Genomic DNA, 17511 nt, shown 5'->3' on the forward strand with positions numbered 1-17511 from the left:
ATGCCCGCCCGGCGGGCTGACGGCGTTCCGCCGATCGCACAGATTGCAGCCCATAGGAGGCCCGCATGAGGCTGAGCGAAATTCTGGACGGCATCCGGACCGGCGCGGAGGAAACCCCTGCCGTGATGGCCGCGATCAGGGAGGCGGTGGCGGAGCTGCGCCGCAACGGCACGGGGCTGCATGCCCTGACCGTGGGCGAACCCTTCCCCGATTTCATGCTGCCCTGCCCCACCGGCCGGCTGGTGGAGCGGGACGAGCTGCTGGCCACGGGGCCGCTGGTCGTCACCTTCTTCCGCGGCCACTGGTGCCCGATCTGCGTCGCGGCGCTGGACGCGATGCTCGAATGCCTGCCCGCGATGCGGGAGAGGGGGGCTGGCCTCGTCGCCGTCTCGCCCGAGACAAGCGGCAATGCGCTGCGCCCGGGCTTCAAGGCGCCACCTGGCTTCCGCTTCCTCTCGGATGTGGATAACGGCCTGGCCCTCTCCTGCGGCATCGCCTTCAAGACTCCGCCCGCCTACCGCGCCCTGCTGAGCCGGGAAGGCTGCGACCTTGCGGAGCGCCAGGGCAGCAGCGCCTGGTTCCTGCCCGTGCCCGCCACCTTCCTGGTGGACCGGGAGGGAATCGTGCGCTGGTCCTTCGTGGATGTGGACTTCACCCGGCGCGCCGAACCCGCCGAGGTTCTCGCCGCCCTCCGCGCCCTGCCGGGGTGACGTCCCCCGGCCATCGCCGGGAGCCCTATTCCCGCCGCAGCGTGCGCAGGGGCAGCCGCTTCGATTCCTTCAGCCGGTCCAGCACGATCGATGAACGCACGCGCGCCACGCTCTCATGCGGCAGCAGCACGTCGTTCACCAGCGCCGAAAGCCCCTTCAGGTCCGGCACCACAGCCTTGATGAGGTAGTCGGCGTCGCCGGTCATGGCATAGGCCTCCTGCACCTCGTCGATGCGGGCCACGAGCTCGCGGAAGCGCTGGGCATTGTCGCGGCTATGGGCCGCCAGCGTCACCTGCACGAAGACAAGCAGCCGCAGGCCCAGTGGCTCCGCCGCCAGCTCGGCATGGTAGCCGCGGATCACCCCCGACGCCTCCAGCGCCAGGCGCCGGCGCGAGCATTGCGATGGCGAAAGCCCCACCCGCTCCCCCGCTTCCTGGTTGGTCAGCCGCCCATCCTCCTGCAGCGCTGCAAGGAGGCGGAGGTCGATCGCGTCGAGATGAACGGTTTCCTGCACCAGGAGACGTTAACGCGCACGGAACGTGCATTCAACCACCCGGATCCGCGCGAGTTCGCACGCCTCTCGCATGCGAAGAGGCTTAGCCTTCTCCATAATCAGAGGAGACTTCCATGGGTCCGTTCCCCCACGACGCCCCGCGCGCGATCATCTCCGACCACAACCCTGCCGGCACGGACGGCTTCGGCTTTGTCGAATATGCGAGCCCCGAGCCCGAGAAGCTGCACGCGCTGTTCCGGCAGATGGGCTTCACCGCCGTCGCCCGGCACCGCGCGAAGAAGAGCACCCTCTACCGCCAGGGCGACATCAACTACCTGCTGACCGAGGAGCCCGGCTCCCACGCCATGGGCTTCGCCGCCGAGCACGGGCCCTGCGTGCCCTCCATGGCCTTCCGTGTCGTGGATGCGCAGCACGCCTTCGCGCATGCGGTGAAGAACGGCGCCGAGCCGGTGACCGAGGGCAAGACCATGGACCTGCCTGCCATCAAGGGTATCGGCGGATCCTATCTCTACTTCATCGACCAGTATGGCGAGGGCCGCTCGACCTATGACGCCGAGTTCGAGTGGCTGGGCGAGCGCGATCCCCGGCCGGCGGGCGCGGGCCTCTACTACATCGACCACCTGACCCACAACGTGTTCCGCGGCCGGATGGATGTCTGGTACGCGTTCTACAACAAGATCTTCAACTTCCGGCAGATCCGCTACTTCGACATCAAGGGCGAGTACACCGGCCTCTTCTCCCGCGCGCTCACCAGCCCGGATGGCCGCATCCGCATCCCGCTGAACGAGAGCGCGGATGACGAGAGCCAGATCGAGGAATACCTGCGCGCCTACAAGGGCGAGGGTATCCAGCACATCGCCTGCGGCTGCGACGACATCTACGGCACGATCGAGGGCCTGCGCGAGGCCGGGCTGAACTTCATGCCCGCCCCGCCCGAAACCTATTACGAGAAGGTCGATGCCCGCCTTCCCGGCCATGGCGAGGACCTGGCCCGGCTGAAGAAGAACGGCATCCTCGTGGATGGCGAAGGCGTGGTGGAGGACCGCAAGGCGCGGCTGCTTCTGCAGATCTTCTCCGCCAATGTCATCGGGCCCGTCTTCTTCGAGTTCATCGAGCGCAAGGGCGATGACGGCTTCGGCGAGGGCAATTTCCGCGCGCTGTTCGAGAGCATCGAGGAAGACCAGATCCGCCGGGGCGTGCTCTCCAGCGCGCGCTAGGCGGCGGAGTGACGGGATGGGGGAAGCGCTCCTTCCCCCATGGCCCGCCCGGGCTCGTCGGCAGGGTTTACAGAATACGGCTGACACTCGCCTGTCATACGATAGGTCTTTGATCTAAAAGGGCAAAAAGCTCTGGCCCCGATGTTGCTGCTTCCTGTTCGTGCGCCTCACGGCGCCTGAACCGAGGAAGGAGCCCCTATGCTGCTCAACATGAAGGCCCTGGCACTGACGACCGGGGTTGCGCTGCTCTCCATGGCTGCTCCGGCACATGCGGACGTCATCCTGTCCTTCAACCAGGTGACGCCGGCCCCCTCCAGCGCCGCCTCCTTCTCCGGCCGTGCCGTCCTGACGGACGATGCCTTCGCGAATGGCGGGACGCTCTCCTATTCGCTCGACAGCAGCGGTGCGACCGTGACCGGCGCCGAGGGGGTCATCTCCCTCTTCGTCTCGGCCGTCATCCAGGGCTTCAGCCTCACCCTGTCCGACCAGGACTTCCTCCAGCCCGGCGCCTTCCCCGCCGGCACCACCGCCACGGCGACCATCACCACCGCGCCGGGTGGCCTGCCCTTCGGCAGCATCAACGTGGACAACCCCCTTTTCTCCCTGGACGTCACCCTCGCGGGCGCCAGCTTCTCGGGCCTCTTCAGCTCGGGCTTCCTCTGCACGACGGCGCCCTGCAGCTTCACCGGCGAAACCACCGTTGCCATCCCCGAGCCCGCCTCGATGGCCCTGCTCGGCGCCGGCCTGCTGGGCCTTGGCATGCTGCGCCGGCGCAAGCCCGCCGAAAACGTCGCCTGATCCAGCGCCCCCGCTCTCCCCGCCCCACCATCGGACATCCGCCGCAACGGCGGGTCCGGGCGGGGGGAGCGCCCTTGCGCCAGGGCGGACGAATGCCCGGCCCGCGCGTTACTCCCGGCGATCAGGAGTGATGCGATGGGCTTGCTGGTGGACGGCCAGTGGCGGGACGAGGGCTATGACACGACATCCACCGGCGGCCGCTTCATCCGGAAGGACAGCGCCTTCCGGAACTGGATCACGCCCGATGGCTCGCCCGGCCCATCCGGCGAGGGCGGCTTCGCGGCCGAGCCGGGCCGCTATCACCTCTATGTCTCCCTCGCCTGTCCCTGGGCGCATCGCGCGCTGATCATGCGCGCCCGCAAGGGGCTGGAGGAGGCGATCACCCTCTCCGTCGTGCATTGGCGCATGGGCAAGGATGGCTGGAGCTTCGAGGAAGGCCCCGGCGTCATCCCCGATACGGTCAACCACACCCGCTTCCTGCACCAGGTCTACACGGCGGCGAACCCGCGATATTCCGGCCGCGTCACCGTGCCCGTGCTGTGGGACAAGCGGCGCGGCACGATCGTGAACAACGAATCCGCCGAGATCATCCGCATGCTCGACCAGGCCTTCGGCGCAGGCGAGCACCATCCGCCGGAGTTGCGCGCAGGGATCGACGCGCTGAACGCAGCGATCTACGACCGGGTGAACAACGGCGTGTACAAGGCCGGCTTCGCCACGACGCAATCCGCCCATGAGGACGCCGTCCGCCCGCTCTTCGACATGCTGGACGAGCTGGACAGGCGCCTGTCACGCCAGCGCTACCTGATGGGCGAACGCCTGACCGAAGCCGATATCCGCCTCTTCACCACCCTGGTTCGCTTCGACCTCGTCTATCACGGCCACTTCAAGTGCAACCTGCGGCGCATCGCGGACTATCCCGCGCTGTTCCCCTATCTGCGCGACCTGTTCCAGACGCCAGGCTTCGGCGAGACCTGCGATTTCGGCCACATGAAGCGCCATTATTACGAGAGCCACGCCTCCATCAATCCAACCGGGATCGTGCCCCTCGGCCCCATCCAGGACCTCGCCGCCCCGCATGGGCGGGATGCGCTGGGATAGCGTTCCGCAGGCCGGTCCCGACCCGCCTTGCGCATCTTGGAAGCCCCGTCCTCCTCCCGGCAGAGTTCCCGATGGCCGGGAGGAGGATCCCATGAAGCACAACACCGCAAGCCGCCGCTTCCTGATCGCGCTCGGCGCCGCGGCGCTGGCCGCGCCCGCCCTGGCCCAGGATTCCGGCATCCGTCTCTTCAAGGTTGTCAGCCCGCGTGACGAGGTGACGATCGGCCTCACCACCGCCGAGCTGAACGCACTTGGCGGCGGGCCGGAGGTGGAGCGCATCGCCCGCAAGCTCGTGGCCGATGGCCAGCTCACCGCCTGGCTCTATGCCGTCGGCCGCGCACCGGACGGGTCCACGCGCTGTGCCGCGCTGCGACGCATCGCGCTGCTGCGGAACGAGACGCTGCGGATCGAGCCGCTCGCCCCCGCCCTCCCGGTCGCCCCGCCACCATCGGGCTGAACGCGGCACCCTGGACGCGGATCCGGCCCTCGGTGAACCTGCTCCGCGCCGGGCGCCAGCCCGGCATGGACGACAAGGAAACCGCCAATGATCGTGGACCTGCGGATCTACACCTGCCAGCCCAACCGCATGGCCGAGTTCGTGAAGCTCTACGAAACCATGGCCTGGCCGCTGCAGAAGAAATACCTGGGCCGCTGCCTGGGCTGGTACACCACGGTGGAAGGGCCGCTGAACCGCGTCGTCCATCTCTGGGCCTATGACAGCCAGGCGGATCGCGAGCAGCGCCGCGCCGCCATGGCAGCGGATCCCGAATTCCAGGCCTACCTCAAGAAGACCGCCGAGCTGGGCGTGCTGCGGGAGATGGAGAACCGCATCGTCGCCCCGGCCCCATTCTACAAGGCCCATCTCGAAGCCGGACAGCAGGCATAGGAAAAGCGGGAAGGGCAGCCCTTCCCGCTCGTCTCGCCCTGTTTTCGCCGGCGCTGCTCGGCGCCGGCGAAAACGCCGCCTCTCCTACAGGCGGGACTTGAGGAAGGCGTTCACGCGCTCCAGCAGGCTTTCGCCCTCCTCCGCCGCATGGCGGCCGCGCCGCTCCGCCTCGTGCCGCGCATGGCCGAACAGGCTCCAGCCACGGTCGCGCGCGTCGTCATAGGTGTCGCGCCCCTCGGCGCGTGCGCGCTTGAACAGATGCCAGCCGCGATCGCGCGCATCGTCATACGCCTCCTCGCCACGATCACGGGCGCGGCCGAACAGACTCCAGCCACGGTCGCGCGCGTCGTCATAGGTGTCGCGCCCCTCGGCGCGCGCGCGCTTGAACAGATGCCAGCCGCGATCGCGCGCCTCGTCATACGCCTCCTCGCCACGATCGCGGGCGCGGCCGAACAGGCTCCAGCCACGGTCGCGCGCGTCGTCATAGGCGTCGCGCCCCTCGGCGCGCGCGCGCTTGAACAGGTGCCAGCCGCGGTCACGCGCCTCGTCATACGCCTCCTCGCCGCGATCGCGGGCGCGGCCGAACAGGCTCCAGCCACGGTCGCGCGCGTCGTCATAGGCGTCCTCGCCCCGGCCGCGCAGGTCGCGGTAATAGGCGCGGCCACGATCCCGCGCGCCCTCATACAGGTCGTCGCCCCGCTCCCGCGCATCGTCATAGAAGGAGGAAGCATAGCGGCGCGCGCGATCGGCGAAGCGCTCGCCCTCCTTCCGCGCCTGGCGCAGATAGGGGCGTGCCCCGCGCCCGGCATGATCCGCATAGTCCCAGGCGCGATGGGCGATCCGGCCCGCCCCGCCGCCCAGGGAACCGATGCCATGCCGCGCCTCATGCGCCAGGGACCGGCCATACCGCCAGGCGCGGTCGGAGAGGCGCTTCGGCGCGGGCTCCTGCCGGCGCAGCGTGTAGACGCCCAGCGCCGCCCCGGCGAGCAGCGCCGCCGCCCCCAGCATCAGCCCGGCCGGCCCCAGCGGGTTCATCTGCGCCTCCAGCAGGAAGGAGGTGCGCCGCGGCGGCGGACCGTCGAGCGAGGAGGTCTCGGCCAGGTCTTCCCTCGGCTCGTACATGTTGTCGCGCCGCTGCTCACGGCCCGGCTGCTCGGAGGATTGGGAGGGCTTGGCGATCTTGCTCATGATCAGGTCCGTCAGTTTCGGGGCGAGGCGGCCCATGGCCGAAACCACCCATCCGCCGCCGCCCACCACCAGGTCCCGAACCGGCGTAGAGCAGGCATAGAGGATGGCCCGCGCCACCACGCGCGGGTGATAGGCCGGCGGCGGGTTCCGCACGCCCGGCGTGCCCATCAGGTTGCGGGCATGCTCCATGTACGGGGTGTCGATCGGGCCGGGCTTGATGAGCGTCAGGCTGATCGGATAGCCCTCGGCGTCGAACTCCGTGCGGAAGCTCTCCGTCACGCCCTTCACGGCGAACTTGGCGGCGGAATAGGGCCCCTGCAGCGCCATCGCGCGGTCGGAGAGGACGCTGCCGATATTGATGATCGCGCCGCCCCGGCCCTTCAGGTGCCGTGTCGCGACCAGCGTGCCATGCACCACGCCCCAGTAGTTCACGTCGAAGACCCGCCGCTGGTCCTCCAGCGGCACATCCTCCAGTTCGCCATAGAGGGCGATGCCGGCGTTGTTGCACCAGGAATCGAAGCCGCCGAAGGCGGCAATGGCGGTCTCGCTGATCCGCTCCACATCCTCCATCCGGGACACGTCGGCCACCACGGGCTCCACGCGCCCGCCCTTGCCGCGGATCTCGGCCGCCAGCGCGTTCAGCGCATCCTCGTTGCGGGCCGCGATCACCAGGGCGGCGCCCTGGTCCGCCGCCTCGCGCGCGGTGGCCAGGCCGATCCCGGAGGTGGCGCCGGTGATGACGATGACCTGTTCCGAGAGAGGCTTCAGCTTCAATGCGGGCATGGGTTGGTTCCTGGGATTTCGGGGTCTCAACGACGGAAGCCCCCCAGGGTTACGCGCCGCGCCCGGCGCGGGAACCGCGCCCCCGCCGGGCATTTTGCGGGGCGGGATCAGCACGATCCCGGGAGGATGGCGGCCCGCCCCCCAAGCCCCGCCCGCTACGCGACGAGGGCCCGTGTCACCCGCCCCTCTGGCTCCGCCATGGCCACTTCCGCGATCACCGGCAGATGGTCCGACGCTTCCCGCGCCGCCTTGTCGGTCCAGCTCCGCAGCAGGGCCGCGCGCGGGCGGGCATAGATCCGGTCCAGCGCGAAAAGCGGCCTGCCCACGGGAAAGGTGCGCGCGAAGGTGCGGGAGGGCAGCGTGCCCAGAAAGGCCCGGTCCACCGGACCATGCGGCTCCCAGTCATTGAAGTCGCCAAGGGCCAGCAGCGGATCCGGCGTGGCGCGCGCGATGGCGGCCAGCCTGGCGGCCTGCATCCGCCTCTCCCGGAATCCCAGGCCGAGATGCGTCGCCAGCAGCCGCAGCGGCCCCGCCGGTGTCTCCACCCGGGCCGTGATCGCGGTGCGCGGCTCGCGCCCGGGCACGGAAAGGTCGTGCAGCACGCCCTGCTCCAGCGGCCAGCGGCTGACCAGCATATGGCCGTAGCAGCCATCCGCCGCATGGAGCGTGGGCGCCTCCATCGCATGCCCGCCCAGCGCCTCCCGCAGCATGGCGAAGGGCTGCGTGCCCGGCCGGCCGCGCCCCTCCACCTCCTGGATCGCCACGATATCCGGATCGTGCTGCCGGATCAGGTCGATCGCCCGCTGCAGGTCGTGCCGGCCGGAACGGCAGACAGCGCCATGGATGTTCCAGGTCATCGCCCGGAGGGTGGCATGCTCCGCCATGCCGGGCGGCTTACTCGCGGCGGAAGCGCCGGAACAGGGTCTGCAGCCCCCAGGTCACCGCCGCCCAGGCCGTGAGCACGAGCAGCAGGATCCCGATGTTCCGCGGCGTCGGGTTCTCCAGAATGCGCGAGAGGCTCTCCCCCGCCAGGGAGAGCAGCGCAATGCCCGGAAGAAGGCCCAGCGCCGTGCCGACCATGTAGTCCAGGAAGCGGATGCGCATCGCGCCGGCCACAAGGTTCACCAGGGTGAAGGGCGCCACCGGCAGCAGCCGGATCGTCGTCACCGCGAGAATGCCGTTGCGGTTCACCGCCTGGCTCACCCGGTTGATCCGCGGCCCGAGCACGCGGCGCAGCAGGTTCGGCCCCAGCTTCCGCCCGGCGCCATAGGTGGCCGCGGCCGAGACCATGGCGCCCACCGCCGCATAGGCCAGGCCCGGCCAGGTGCCGAAGGCCGCGGCCGTGCCGAGGATGAGCACGTTCACCGGGAAGGCCACGAAGCCCAGCAGCAGGAACAGCCCCACCGAGACCGCCGGCCCCCAGGCCCCGCCAGCCGTCAGCGCGTTCCGCATGGCCTCCGGCGTCATGTAGCCGGACAGGGGCGTCATCTTCCACAGCAGGATCAGCAGCGCCACGGGCAGCAGCATCAGCGCGGCCCGGGCCAGCAGCGGCCAGGGCTTGCCGGAAGGCGGGGCGAGGTCGGGGCTGCCGAGGTAATCGGCCAGCGCCTCCCCGGATTCGATCGGGCGGCGCGGATCCGCCGCGCGCTCGATCCCGGGCAGCAGGGCGCGGGCGGGGCGGTCTCCATCCTCCACGCCGCGCAGGCTCTTTCCCCCGGCCGAAAGCCCCTCGACCGCCCGGAGGATGGAGCCCGTCGCGCGCAGCCGCTCCGCCACCTCCTCCGGCGAAACGCCCGTGTGCTCGGCGATCAGCCGGTCGCGCAGCGCCGCCACGGCGGCCGCCTGCTCCGGGCTTTGTGCCTCCACGACCAGGTCGCACTCGGTATCCGTGCCCATGGAGCGGTTGCAGAGATTGGAGGAGGCCACGCGCAGGAACCGGTCGTCCACCGCCATCACCTTCGCATGCACCATCACTTCCGTTTCCACCTCCCCATTGGTCACATGCGGGAACACCAGCCGCACCCGGTCCCCCAGCCCCGCGCGGCGGATCGCGCGCATGAAGCGGATGCGGCCGGCCAGCATGGTCCGGTGCTCCAGCCAGGTATGATGGGTCCTGGGCGCGACGATCAGCGCCTCCAGCTCCGGCCGCTCCTTCAGGCGGCGGATCAGCGCCCGCGCCAGCCTGCCGCAGGTGAGGAACTGGTTCTCGATGTAGAGGATGCGCTCCGCCGCGCCGATCATGTCGCGATAGAGCGCCTCCACCTCCCGCACCTCGGGCAGGCCGCCATGGCCGGGCATGGTGCGGGCGATCCCGATCCGGACCCCCTGGACATCGGGCCGCACCGAGGCGGGCCAGGGATCATGCCCCGGCTCCGCCGGTGAAACAGGCAGGTCCAGGCATTCCTCGCAGGCGCGGTTCCAGCGCTCCTGCACCAGCTCGGCCAGGGCGGCGGCCGCGTCGCCATCCACCAGCATCTGCACGTCATGGAAGGGCGGATAGGGCCGGCCGGCCGGATCCACCCGCAGCGGATCGGCAGGGTCATGCGCGCTGCGGTCCCAGCGCCGGATGGTCAGGTCCAGCCCGCCGGAAAAGGCGATCTTTCCATCCACCACCACGATCTTCTGGTGGTGGGAGGCCCCGAAGGGGGTCTGGTCGTCCAGGCAGAGCTCCACCGCATCCGGCGTGTTCCAGCGCAGATGCAGCGCCGGCAGCGGCTCCCGCTCCAGCGCATAGAGCACCGAGTAGTCCCAGAGCAGCAACTTCACCGAAAGCCCGGGCCGCCGTTCCACCAGCGCCGTGATGAAGGCGCCCAGCTCCACCGGCAGCCCATCATCGGGCGGCACATCGCCGATCAGGCGCGTGCGGCTGTCGATGTCCCATCCAACGACATGGATGCTGTGGCGGGCATTGCGCATGGCCTCGCGCACCGCGCCGAAATAGCTGGCGCCATTCGCCAGCACCGCCATGCGCCCGGCACGTGCCACGCGCCAGACATTCCGGCCCGGATCGAAGAGGGAGGCAGGGGAAGCGGCCGGGCGCGCAGGCGCAGGGGAGGGCCGCACGAGGGGGGGCGCTTCGGTCAGCATCGTTCCGCTAACGCAGGAGCAGCAGCTTCGTTCGCTGCCCGGGCGACACCCGTTTTCGCGGGATTCTCGCCCGACCCGCCGGGCCGCTCAGGCGGCGACCACCACCCCCGGCCCTGCCCCGCGCAGGGCGCCGCGCGTATCCACCACCAGCCGCGCCGCGCGCCGCACCAGCTCCAGATTCATCCCCGGCTGGGGCGTGACCAGCAGCACCGCGTCCTGCGCCGCCACCATTTCCTCCTCCAGCGCCACGCTCGCCAGATCGGGGGAGGTGCCCTGCAGGCGGCGCGTGGCGGGGAAGCGCGGCACCAGCGGATCATGGTAGGAGAGCATCGCCCCCCTCTCCTCCAGCAGGCGGAAGATCTCCACCGCCGGGCTCTCCCGCGTGTCCGGCACCCCGGGCTTGTAGGCCAGGCCCAGCAGCAGGATGCGCGCCCCGCGCAGCGTCACGCCGTGCTCGTCCAGCGCATCCCGCAACCGTGCGACGGCATAGCCGGGCATGGCATCGTTCACCCGCCCAGCCAGTTCCACGAAGTCGCTCGGCACGCCCAGCTCCCGCGCCTTCCAGGCCAGGTAATAGGGATCGACCGGGATGCAGTGCCCGCCCAGCCCCGGCCCGGGGCGGAAGGGCATGAAGCCGAAGGGCTTGGTCGCCGCGGCGTCGATCACCTCATGCACGTCCAGCCGCATGGCATGCGCGATGCGCTTCAGCTCATTCACCAGCCCGATATTCACGGCGCGGAACACGTTCTCGTAGCACTTGGCCAGCTCCGCCACGGCCAGGGACGAGACCGGCACCAGGCTGCCCGCCACGGGCGCGTAGAGCGCCTCCCCCACCGCCAGACAGGCCGGGGTGGCACCGCCCACCAGCTTCGGCACCCGCGCCACCGTGCCATCGGGATTGCCGGGGTCCTCGCGCTCCGGGGAGTAGACGACGAAGGCATCCTCCCCCACGCGGAGCCCGGCGCGGGCGAGAACAGGCAGCACCAGCTCCTCCGTGGTGCCGGGATAGGTGGTGCTCTCCAGCGCGATCGCCTGCCCGGGGCGCAGATACGACGCCAGCGCGGCCAGGGTATCCCGCACCGCGGCCAGGTCCGGCTCCTTGTGCGTTCCGATCGGCGTGGGCACGCAGATCACCAGCGCATCGCATCCCGCCGCCGCCTCCGCCGTGGCATGGGCGCGCATCCCGCTCTCCGCCACCCGCGCATCGGGGATGCCATGCACCGGGCTCCGCCCCGCTCCGATGGCCGCGACCTTGGCGGGATCGATGTCGAATCCCTCCACCGCGAAGCCCGTCTCGGCGAAACGCAGCGCCAGGGGCAGGCCGGCATAGCCCAGCCCCACCACGCCGATCCGCGCGGTCCGGAGCCGAAGCCGGGCGATCAGCCCTTCACGCCACAGGGCCGGGTGGTCCGAACCATCCATGCGGGTCAGGCCGCGCCAGGGCGCGCAGGGCCCCAAGCCATGTTGCTCTCCGTTTCGTGAACAACATGGAAGCCCAGGCGGAACGAAGCCGCAAGCCCGTCAGGCGCGCCCTGCCGCCGGGGCGTTGGGGGCGTGCTCGAACTCCGGCACCAGCCGCGCGAGGCCCGCCAGGGCCAGCCGCGCCTGCCCGCCCCGCGCGGCCGCCGAAACCTCGTCGATCGCGCGCCCGACCAGCGCCGCATCCGCGGTGCGGGGCGTGGCCACCAGAAGGCCGGGGAAGCCGGTCGGCCGCGGCGGCTCCTGCCCGTGGAACAGCTCCTCGAACAGCTTCTCGCCGGGGCGCAGCCCGGTGAAGCGGATCTCCACATCCACCTCCGGCTGCAGTCCGGCCAGGCGGATCATGCGCCGCGCCAGATCCACGATCTTCACGGGCTTGCCCATGTCCAGCACGAAGATCCCGCCATCCGCCAGCTCCTTCGGCTGGTCAGCACGGTCCTCGGCGCCGATCACGCTGGCCTGCAGCACAAGGCCCACCGCCTCACGCACCGTCATGAAGTAGCGGCGCATATCCGGATGCGTCACCGTCAGCGGCCCGCCCCGCTCCAGCTGGCGGCGGAACAGCGGCACCACGGAACCGGTGGAGCCCAGCACATTGCCGAAGCGCACGGTCACGCAGCGCATGCCGCCCCCCTGGCGCGCGGCGACGTCCAGCGCCTGGCAATACATCTCGGCCAGCCGCTTGGAGGCGCCCATCACGCTGGTCGGGTTCACCGCCTTGTCCGTGGAGATGAACACCATCGCCCGGCAGCCATTCGCCCGCGCCGCATCGGCGATCAGGCGGGTGCCGAGCACATTGGTCAGCAGCCCCTCCAGCGGGTCGTTCTCGACCATCGGCACATGCTTCAGCGCCGCGGCATGGAAGACCAGCTCCGGCCGGATATCCTCCATCAGCCGCCGCAGCCGCGGCTCATCCCGCACATCCGCCAGCACGGGGCGGCGCGCCACGCCCGGATGGCTCTCCGAGAGTTCCAGGTCGATCTCGTAGAGCGCGAACTCGCCATGATCGAGCAGGGTGAGCGTGGAAGGACCCAGCGCCGCGATCTGGCGTGACAGCTCGCTGCCGATCGTGCCGCCCGCGCCGGTCACCAGCACGCGCCGGCCCTGGATCAGCCGCGCCATGCCCTCGCGGTCCAGCGGCACCTGCGGCCGGTCCAGCAGTTCCTCGATGGAAACTGGGCGCAGGTCCATCCGCCGCTGCGCCTGGGGCCGCGCCGTGGCGGGATCGAGCGCGGTGGGGCGCGGTGCCCGGCGCAGCGGCACGCCATGCCGGTCCGCCGCGTCCAGCAGCGATTCCAGCGCGGCGCCCGAGAGCGCGGGGTCGGTCAGCACCAGCAGCGCCGGCAGCCGCCCATCCGTCCGGAGCGCATCCAGCACCGCCCCCGCATCCTCCACTGCCCCCAGGATGGGAACGCCCAGGATGCGCCGCCCACGCTGCCGGGCGCGCGGGGCCAGGATGCCCTCCACCCGGTAGCCGGGCGCGCGCTGCGCGATCAGGGCGCGGATGAACAGGTCCGCCGTATCGCCGCTGCCGGCCAGCAGCACGGGCTGGGCGGGCAGGTCGGAACCCGGCCCCGCGCGATGCGCGGAGCGCAGCCGCCCCATCAGCCGCGCACTGCCGACAAGCGCGGCCATCACCCCGGCATGCAGCACCGGAAAGGCCGCGTTCGCCGGGCGCCAGCCGCCCAGGACCAGCAGCCCCACCCAGAACAGCGCGGCGGCCAGGGCCGAGGCCCCCAGCACCGGCAGGAGATCGGGCAGGCCGGCATAGCGCCAGTATTGCCGCGGCAGCCGCAGCGGCAGCGCCGCCGCGGCGAAGGCGGCCAGGGCACCCGCCAGCCCGCCCGGCCACCAGCCCATAGGGGGCCATTGCCCGGGGGCGGCGAGCCAGAGGGCGGCCGGCAGGGCCAGCGCCGCCAGCGCAAGGTCCAGGCCAAGATTCAGGAGGATGCGCTGTGGCGCCATGGCGCCCCCTTAGCGGCCCTAGGCCGGCGGCGCCACTCCCTCAGTGCCCGTCGCCCTGCCTGACTGCAGCAGGGTCCATTCCGGCGGCACCGGATCGGGCGGCGCCCGGCGCACGGACAGCCGCAGCCCCGCCTCCACCAGCGGAACATCGGAGGTGACCGGCGGCAGCTCGGGCGGCGCCGGCGGCTCCTCCGGCGCGCGTGCCAGAAGGGTGGCGACGGAACTGGGCAGCCCCTTGCTTCCCGAAAGCCCCGCCTCGTTCAGCAGGCGCGGCCCATCCGCGTCCGGCGGCAACTGGATCGGCTGGCCCGTCAGCGCAGGCCCGGCCAGCTCCGGCGCCTTCGGGGCGGGGCGCGGCGGAGGGGGCGGCGGGGGCGGCGCCCCCGCGGCTTCCCGCATCCCGGCCAGCAGGGCGAAGACCGGCTCCGCCGGCGCGGCGGGGCGCGGCCCGGGCGGCGCGCCGGTCCGCAGCGCCTGCACCATGGATCCCAGGGCCAGGGTGGGCGTGGGCGGGCTGGCGGCAGGCTCCCGCCTCGGCAGCGCCGCCTCGTCCGGAAGGGGCCCGAGCACCTGGGAAGGCGGCGGCAACTCATCCCGCGATGCCGGAACCGGGGGCGGCCCGGGCGCCGCCTCGGCCTCCTTGCGGGCCAGCAGCGCGGCCAGCCCCGCAGGCATCGCCTGCCCATCGCCCAGCGCGGCGTCCAGCAACAGGCGCGGCGCGCCCTCTCCCATAACGCCCGGGGGAGGCGCCATCGGCAGAAGGCCGGGCGCGGGCGGCGCGGCAAGCTGCGGAGCACCGGCAGGAGCCGCCGGTCCCGCGGAAAGCCCCGCATCCAGCAGGAGGCGCGGCGCAGGCGCGGCGCCCGGCGTGGCCGGGGGCGGAGGCACCGCCGCGTCCTGGCGCGCGAAGAAGCTGGACAGGGCGGCGGGAACCTCCCCGGCCGCCTCCGGCGCGGCATCCAGCAGAAGGCGCGGCGCGGCGGATGAGGCCTCGGGGGCCGGATCCGCCGGCCGGGATGCCACGCCGCGCATGGCGGCGGAAAGGCTCGCAAAGGCCTCGGCGGCATTGCGCGACACGGGCTGGGGCGGCACGGCGGCGTTGGATGCCGCCGGCGCGGGTGCTGGCTGCGCGGGTGCCGGCGGCGCAGGCGCGGCCAGAACGCGCGGCGGCTCCGGTGCAGGCGGGGCGGCAGGTGCCAGCGACGCGACCGGAGAGGCTGCTGGAGAGGTTGCCGGAAAAGGCTGGAGCAGCGCGGGCAGCGCGGGCAGCGCGGGCTCGGGAAGCGGCGTCGCCGGCGGTTCCGGCACCAGGGCGGGAGCCGGCGGGGGCTGCTGCGGCGTCGCGGCCGCCGCGCGCCCGGCGTCCAGGAGCAAGGGCGGCGGGGGCGCCGGAAGAGGCGGCTCCGGCTGGCCTGCCTCCAGCCCGGCCAGCCGCGAGGCCGGCAATGGCGCCAGCTCTTGATACAACCGGACCAGCCGGTCGGCTTCGCCCGCCCAGCCGAAGCGGCCCAGGGCGGCGGCGCGGCCCGCCGCGCCCATTTCCGCACGCAGATGGGGGTCGGAAAGGGCGCGCACCGCCTCGGCCACCGTCTCCGGGTCGGCCGTGTCCACCAGCACGCCGCATCCGGTCTCGCGCACCACCGCTGCCACTTCCTCGGCGAAGCTGGGCACGATCACGGGCAGGCCGGCCAGCATGCAGTCGAACAGCTTGTGCGGCAGTGCCAGGCGGTGGTTCTCATGGCCGGGCTGGAACAGCACCAGGCCGATATCGGCCTCGGCCGCCAGCTTCACCGCGGCCTCGTGCGGCAGCCAGCCATGGCGCTCCACCGCGCCGCCCAGCCCCAGCCGCCGCGCCTCGGAAAGGAAGTCGGTCTCGGAGGAATCCGTGAAGCGCCCGATCAGCGAGAGGCGGGTGCCCTCCGGGCACTTCGCCAGGGCCCGCAGCATCTCGAAGGCGCCCCGCTCCCGCGTCAGCGCGCCGAGATGCACCAGCGTCACCGGCCCGTGGCGATGGGCGCGCGGCTGCACGGGCACGGCGGCGGCGTAGTTGCGCACCGGCACCACCTCGGTCCCGGGGAAGGCGTCCTCCAGCCCATCCTTGGCCACCACCACGGCATCGGCCCGCTCCGCCATCCAGCGGCAGGCGGCCCGCACGGCATGCCGGCCCAGGCCGCGGAAAAGGCCCGGCAGCCTCGTATCCAGCCGCGAGGGATAGTGCTCGTGCACGTCCAGCACCACGGCGGCGCCGGTCTGCCGCGCGGCCAGGATGGCGGCGTACCAGCTATCCGGCTCATGCGCGTGGATCACGTCGGGCTTCAGCCGGATGGCGCGCTTCGCCAGCGCGCGGGCGCCCCGCATCCGGCCCAGCCAGCCGGAGCTGCGGGGATAGGTGGCGATCTCCACCCCCGCCATGGCCTGCGGCACGTCCCTGGCGCCCCGCAGCGGCGCGGGGGCGAGATGGGTGACGCGCCAGCCGGCCTCCGCCAGCGCCGCGCCCTCCTTGCCCACGATGCGCAGATCCGCCGGCGGATGCGCGGCCGAGAGCATCAGCACCAGCGGCGCGTCCTGCGCCGCGGCCCGCTTCAGCGCGGCCGCCGCCTTTGCGGCATGGTCACCCGATGCCCGCTGGACCTTGGGTCCTGACTTGGATGGGGCCTGGCGCGTCCCGCTCATGCCGCGATCTCCTGATGCGCGGCGCTCAGCCGCTCCGCCAGATGCGCCACCATGCGTGCCCCCGCCCGCCCGTCCCAGAGCGGGATGGGCCGCGCGCGCGGCGCCTCCCCCGCCATCACGGCGTCCACGGCCCCGGGCAGCAGCGCGGGCGCCACCAGCCGGTTGGTGCCGGCCTCCAGCGTCACCGGCCGTTCCGTCGAGGGGCGGAGGGTAAGGCAGGGCAGGTTGAGCGCCCAGGCCTCCTCCTGCACGCCGCCGCTATCGGTCGCGACCAGGCGCGCATGGGCGAGAAGGCCCAGGAAATCCAGGTATCCGAGCGGCGGCAGGAGCATGACCCCTTCTGGCACGGAGAGGCCGAATTCCGATAGGCGTCCCGCGGTGCGGGGATGGACCGGCCAGGCGAACGCAAGGCTCCGTGCCGCGCGCGACACGGCATCCAGCAAGGCGCGCAATGCCCCGGGATCGTCCACGTTTCCCGGCCGGTGAAGCGTCAGCACCCCATAGCAACCGGGCTCAAGCCCCGGGGGCAGCGGGCGGGCCCGGGCGGCGGGCAGGGCGCGCAGCAGGCTGTCGATCATCGCGTTGCCCACGGCCCGCACCGCGCCGGGGTCATGCCCCTCGGCCAGGAGGCGCGCGGCCGTTGCCTCATCAGGGGCCCAGAGAAGGGTGCTGATCGCATCCACCGCCCGCCGGTTGATCTCCTCCGGCATGTCCAGGTCGCCGCAGCGCAGGCCGGCCTCCAGATGCGCCACGGGGATCGCCAGCTTCCGGGCGGCCAGCGTCGCCGCCAGCGTGCCGTCCACATCCCCGGCCACCACCACCATGGCCGGGCGCCGCGCGGCCCAGAGATCGGCGCAGGCCATCATGGTGCGCCCGGTCAGCCCCGCATGGCCGCCGCCGGACACCCCCAGCGACACATCGGGCGGCGCCAGGCCGAGATCGGCCAGATGGCCGCCGAACATCGCGGCATCATGGTGCTGGCCCGTATGCACCAGCACCGGGCGGCAGAAGGGCGGGGCCTCCGCCAGGGCATGGATCAGGGCCGCGAGCTTCGGCAGGTTCGGGCGCGCGGCGGCGACCAGGTGGAGTTCAGGAAGCACGCGTCACCAC

General features: G+C 72.1%; 14 protein-coding genes. 6 read left to right on the forward strand and 8 right to left on the reverse strand.

The window, feature by feature from the left end:
- The first annotated feature begins 65 nt into the window (after positions 1–65).
- On the forward strand, positions 66–710 hold the full coding sequence (locus tag J8J14_RS17560; protein ID WP_209380843.1) for a peroxiredoxin-like family protein: 645 nt from the start codon (positions 66–68) through the stop codon (positions 708–710).
- 25 nt (positions 711–735) lie between these two features.
- Here the strand turns inward: J8J14_RS17560 and J8J14_RS17565 are convergent, their stop codons facing one another.
- On the reverse strand, positions 736–1224 hold the full coding sequence (locus J8J14_RS17565; RefSeq protein WP_209380844.1) for an Lrp/AsnC family transcriptional regulator: 489 nt from the start codon (positions 1222–1224) through the stop codon (positions 736–738).
- 113 nt (positions 1225–1337) lie between these two features.
- Between J8J14_RS17565 and hppD the strand changes: the two genes are divergently transcribed.
- The 5 genes from hppD (at position 1338) to J8J14_RS17590 (ending at position 5226) form a co-directional block, all read left to right on the forward strand.
- Positions 1338–2441 carry a 4-hydroxyphenylpyruvate dioxygenase gene (gene hppD, locus J8J14_RS17570; RefSeq protein WP_209380845.1) on the forward strand — a complete coding sequence of 368 codons (1104 nt, stop codon included), beginning with the start codon at positions 1338–1340 and terminating at the stop codon, positions 2439–2441.
- A gap of 198 nt (positions 2442–2639) precedes the next feature.
- A complete protein-coding gene (locus J8J14_RS17575; RefSeq protein WP_209380846.1) occupies positions 2640–3239 on the forward strand; it encodes a PEP-CTERM sorting domain-containing protein in 600 nt (199 codons plus the stop codon).
- Positions 3240–3374: 135 nt separating this feature from the next.
- Complete coding sequence (locus J8J14_RS17580; protein ID WP_209380847.1) at positions 3375–4340, forward strand: glutathione S-transferase family protein; 966 nt, start codon at positions 3375–3377, stop codon at positions 4338–4340.
- 91 nt (positions 4341–4431) lie between these two features.
- Complete coding sequence (locus tag J8J14_RS17585; RefSeq protein ID WP_209380848.1) at positions 4432–4797, forward strand: hypothetical protein; 366 nt, start codon at positions 4432–4434, stop codon at positions 4795–4797.
- A gap of 87 nt (positions 4798–4884) precedes the next feature.
- Positions 4885–5226 carry an NIPSNAP family protein gene (locus tag J8J14_RS17590; RefSeq protein ID WP_209380849.1) on the forward strand — a complete coding sequence of 114 codons (342 nt, stop codon included), beginning with the start codon at positions 4885–4887 and terminating at the stop codon, positions 5224–5226.
- An 84-nt stretch (positions 5227–5310) separates the two neighbouring features.
- Here J8J14_RS17590 and J8J14_RS17595 read toward each other — a convergent pair whose 3' ends face one another.
- The 7 genes from J8J14_RS17595 to wecB all read right to left on the reverse strand — a co-directional run bounded on the left by J8J14_RS17595 (position 5311) and on the right by wecB (position 17501).
- Positions 5311–7197, reverse strand: a complete 1887-nt coding sequence (locus J8J14_RS17595; RefSeq protein WP_209380850.1) for an SDR family oxidoreductase — start codon at positions 7195–7197, stop codon at positions 5311–5313.
- A 155-nt stretch (positions 7198–7352) separates the two neighbouring features.
- Positions 7353–8081 carry an endonuclease/exonuclease/phosphatase family protein gene (locus J8J14_RS17600; protein ID WP_245215909.1) on the reverse strand — a complete coding sequence of 243 codons (729 nt, stop codon included), beginning with the start codon at positions 8079–8081 and terminating at the stop codon, positions 7353–7355.
- Between the two features lie 10 nt (positions 8082–8091).
- Positions 8092–10182 (reverse strand): VTT domain-containing protein, encoded by a 2091-nt coding sequence (locus J8J14_RS17605; RefSeq protein WP_342452481.1) that lies wholly within the window; start codon positions 10180–10182, stop codon positions 8092–8094.
- 189 nt (positions 10183–10371) lie between these two features.
- Positions 10372–11706, reverse strand: coding sequence for a nucleotide sugar dehydrogenase (locus tag J8J14_RS17610; protein WP_209380852.1), 1335 nt, complete (start codon positions 11704–11706; stop codon positions 10372–10374).
- A gap of 99 nt (positions 11707–11805) precedes the next feature.
- On the reverse strand, positions 11806–13728 hold the full coding sequence (locus J8J14_RS17615) for a polysaccharide biosynthesis protein (RefSeq protein WP_209380853.1): 1923 nt from the start codon (positions 13726–13728) through the stop codon (positions 11806–11808).
- A gap of 18 nt (positions 13729–13746) precedes the next feature.
- A complete protein-coding gene (locus tag J8J14_RS17620; RefSeq protein ID WP_209380854.1) occupies positions 13747–16401 on the reverse strand; it encodes a glycosyltransferase family 4 protein in 2655 nt (884 codons plus the stop codon).
- Positions 16398–17501, reverse strand: coding sequence for a non-hydrolyzing UDP-N-acetylglucosamine 2-epimerase (gene wecB, locus J8J14_RS17625; RefSeq protein ID WP_209380855.1), 1104 nt, complete (start codon positions 17499–17501; stop codon positions 16398–16400). The genes J8J14_RS17620 and wecB overlap by 4 nt, the downstream gene beginning before the upstream one ends.
- Between the last annotated feature and the right edge of the window lie 10 nt (positions 17502–17511).

Origin of the sequence: Pararoseomonas baculiformis (genome assembly GCF_017813395.1) — a bacterium.
Taxonomy (GTDB): Bacteria; Pseudomonadota; Alphaproteobacteria; order Acetobacterales; family Acetobacteraceae; genus Roseomonas; species Roseomonas baculiformis.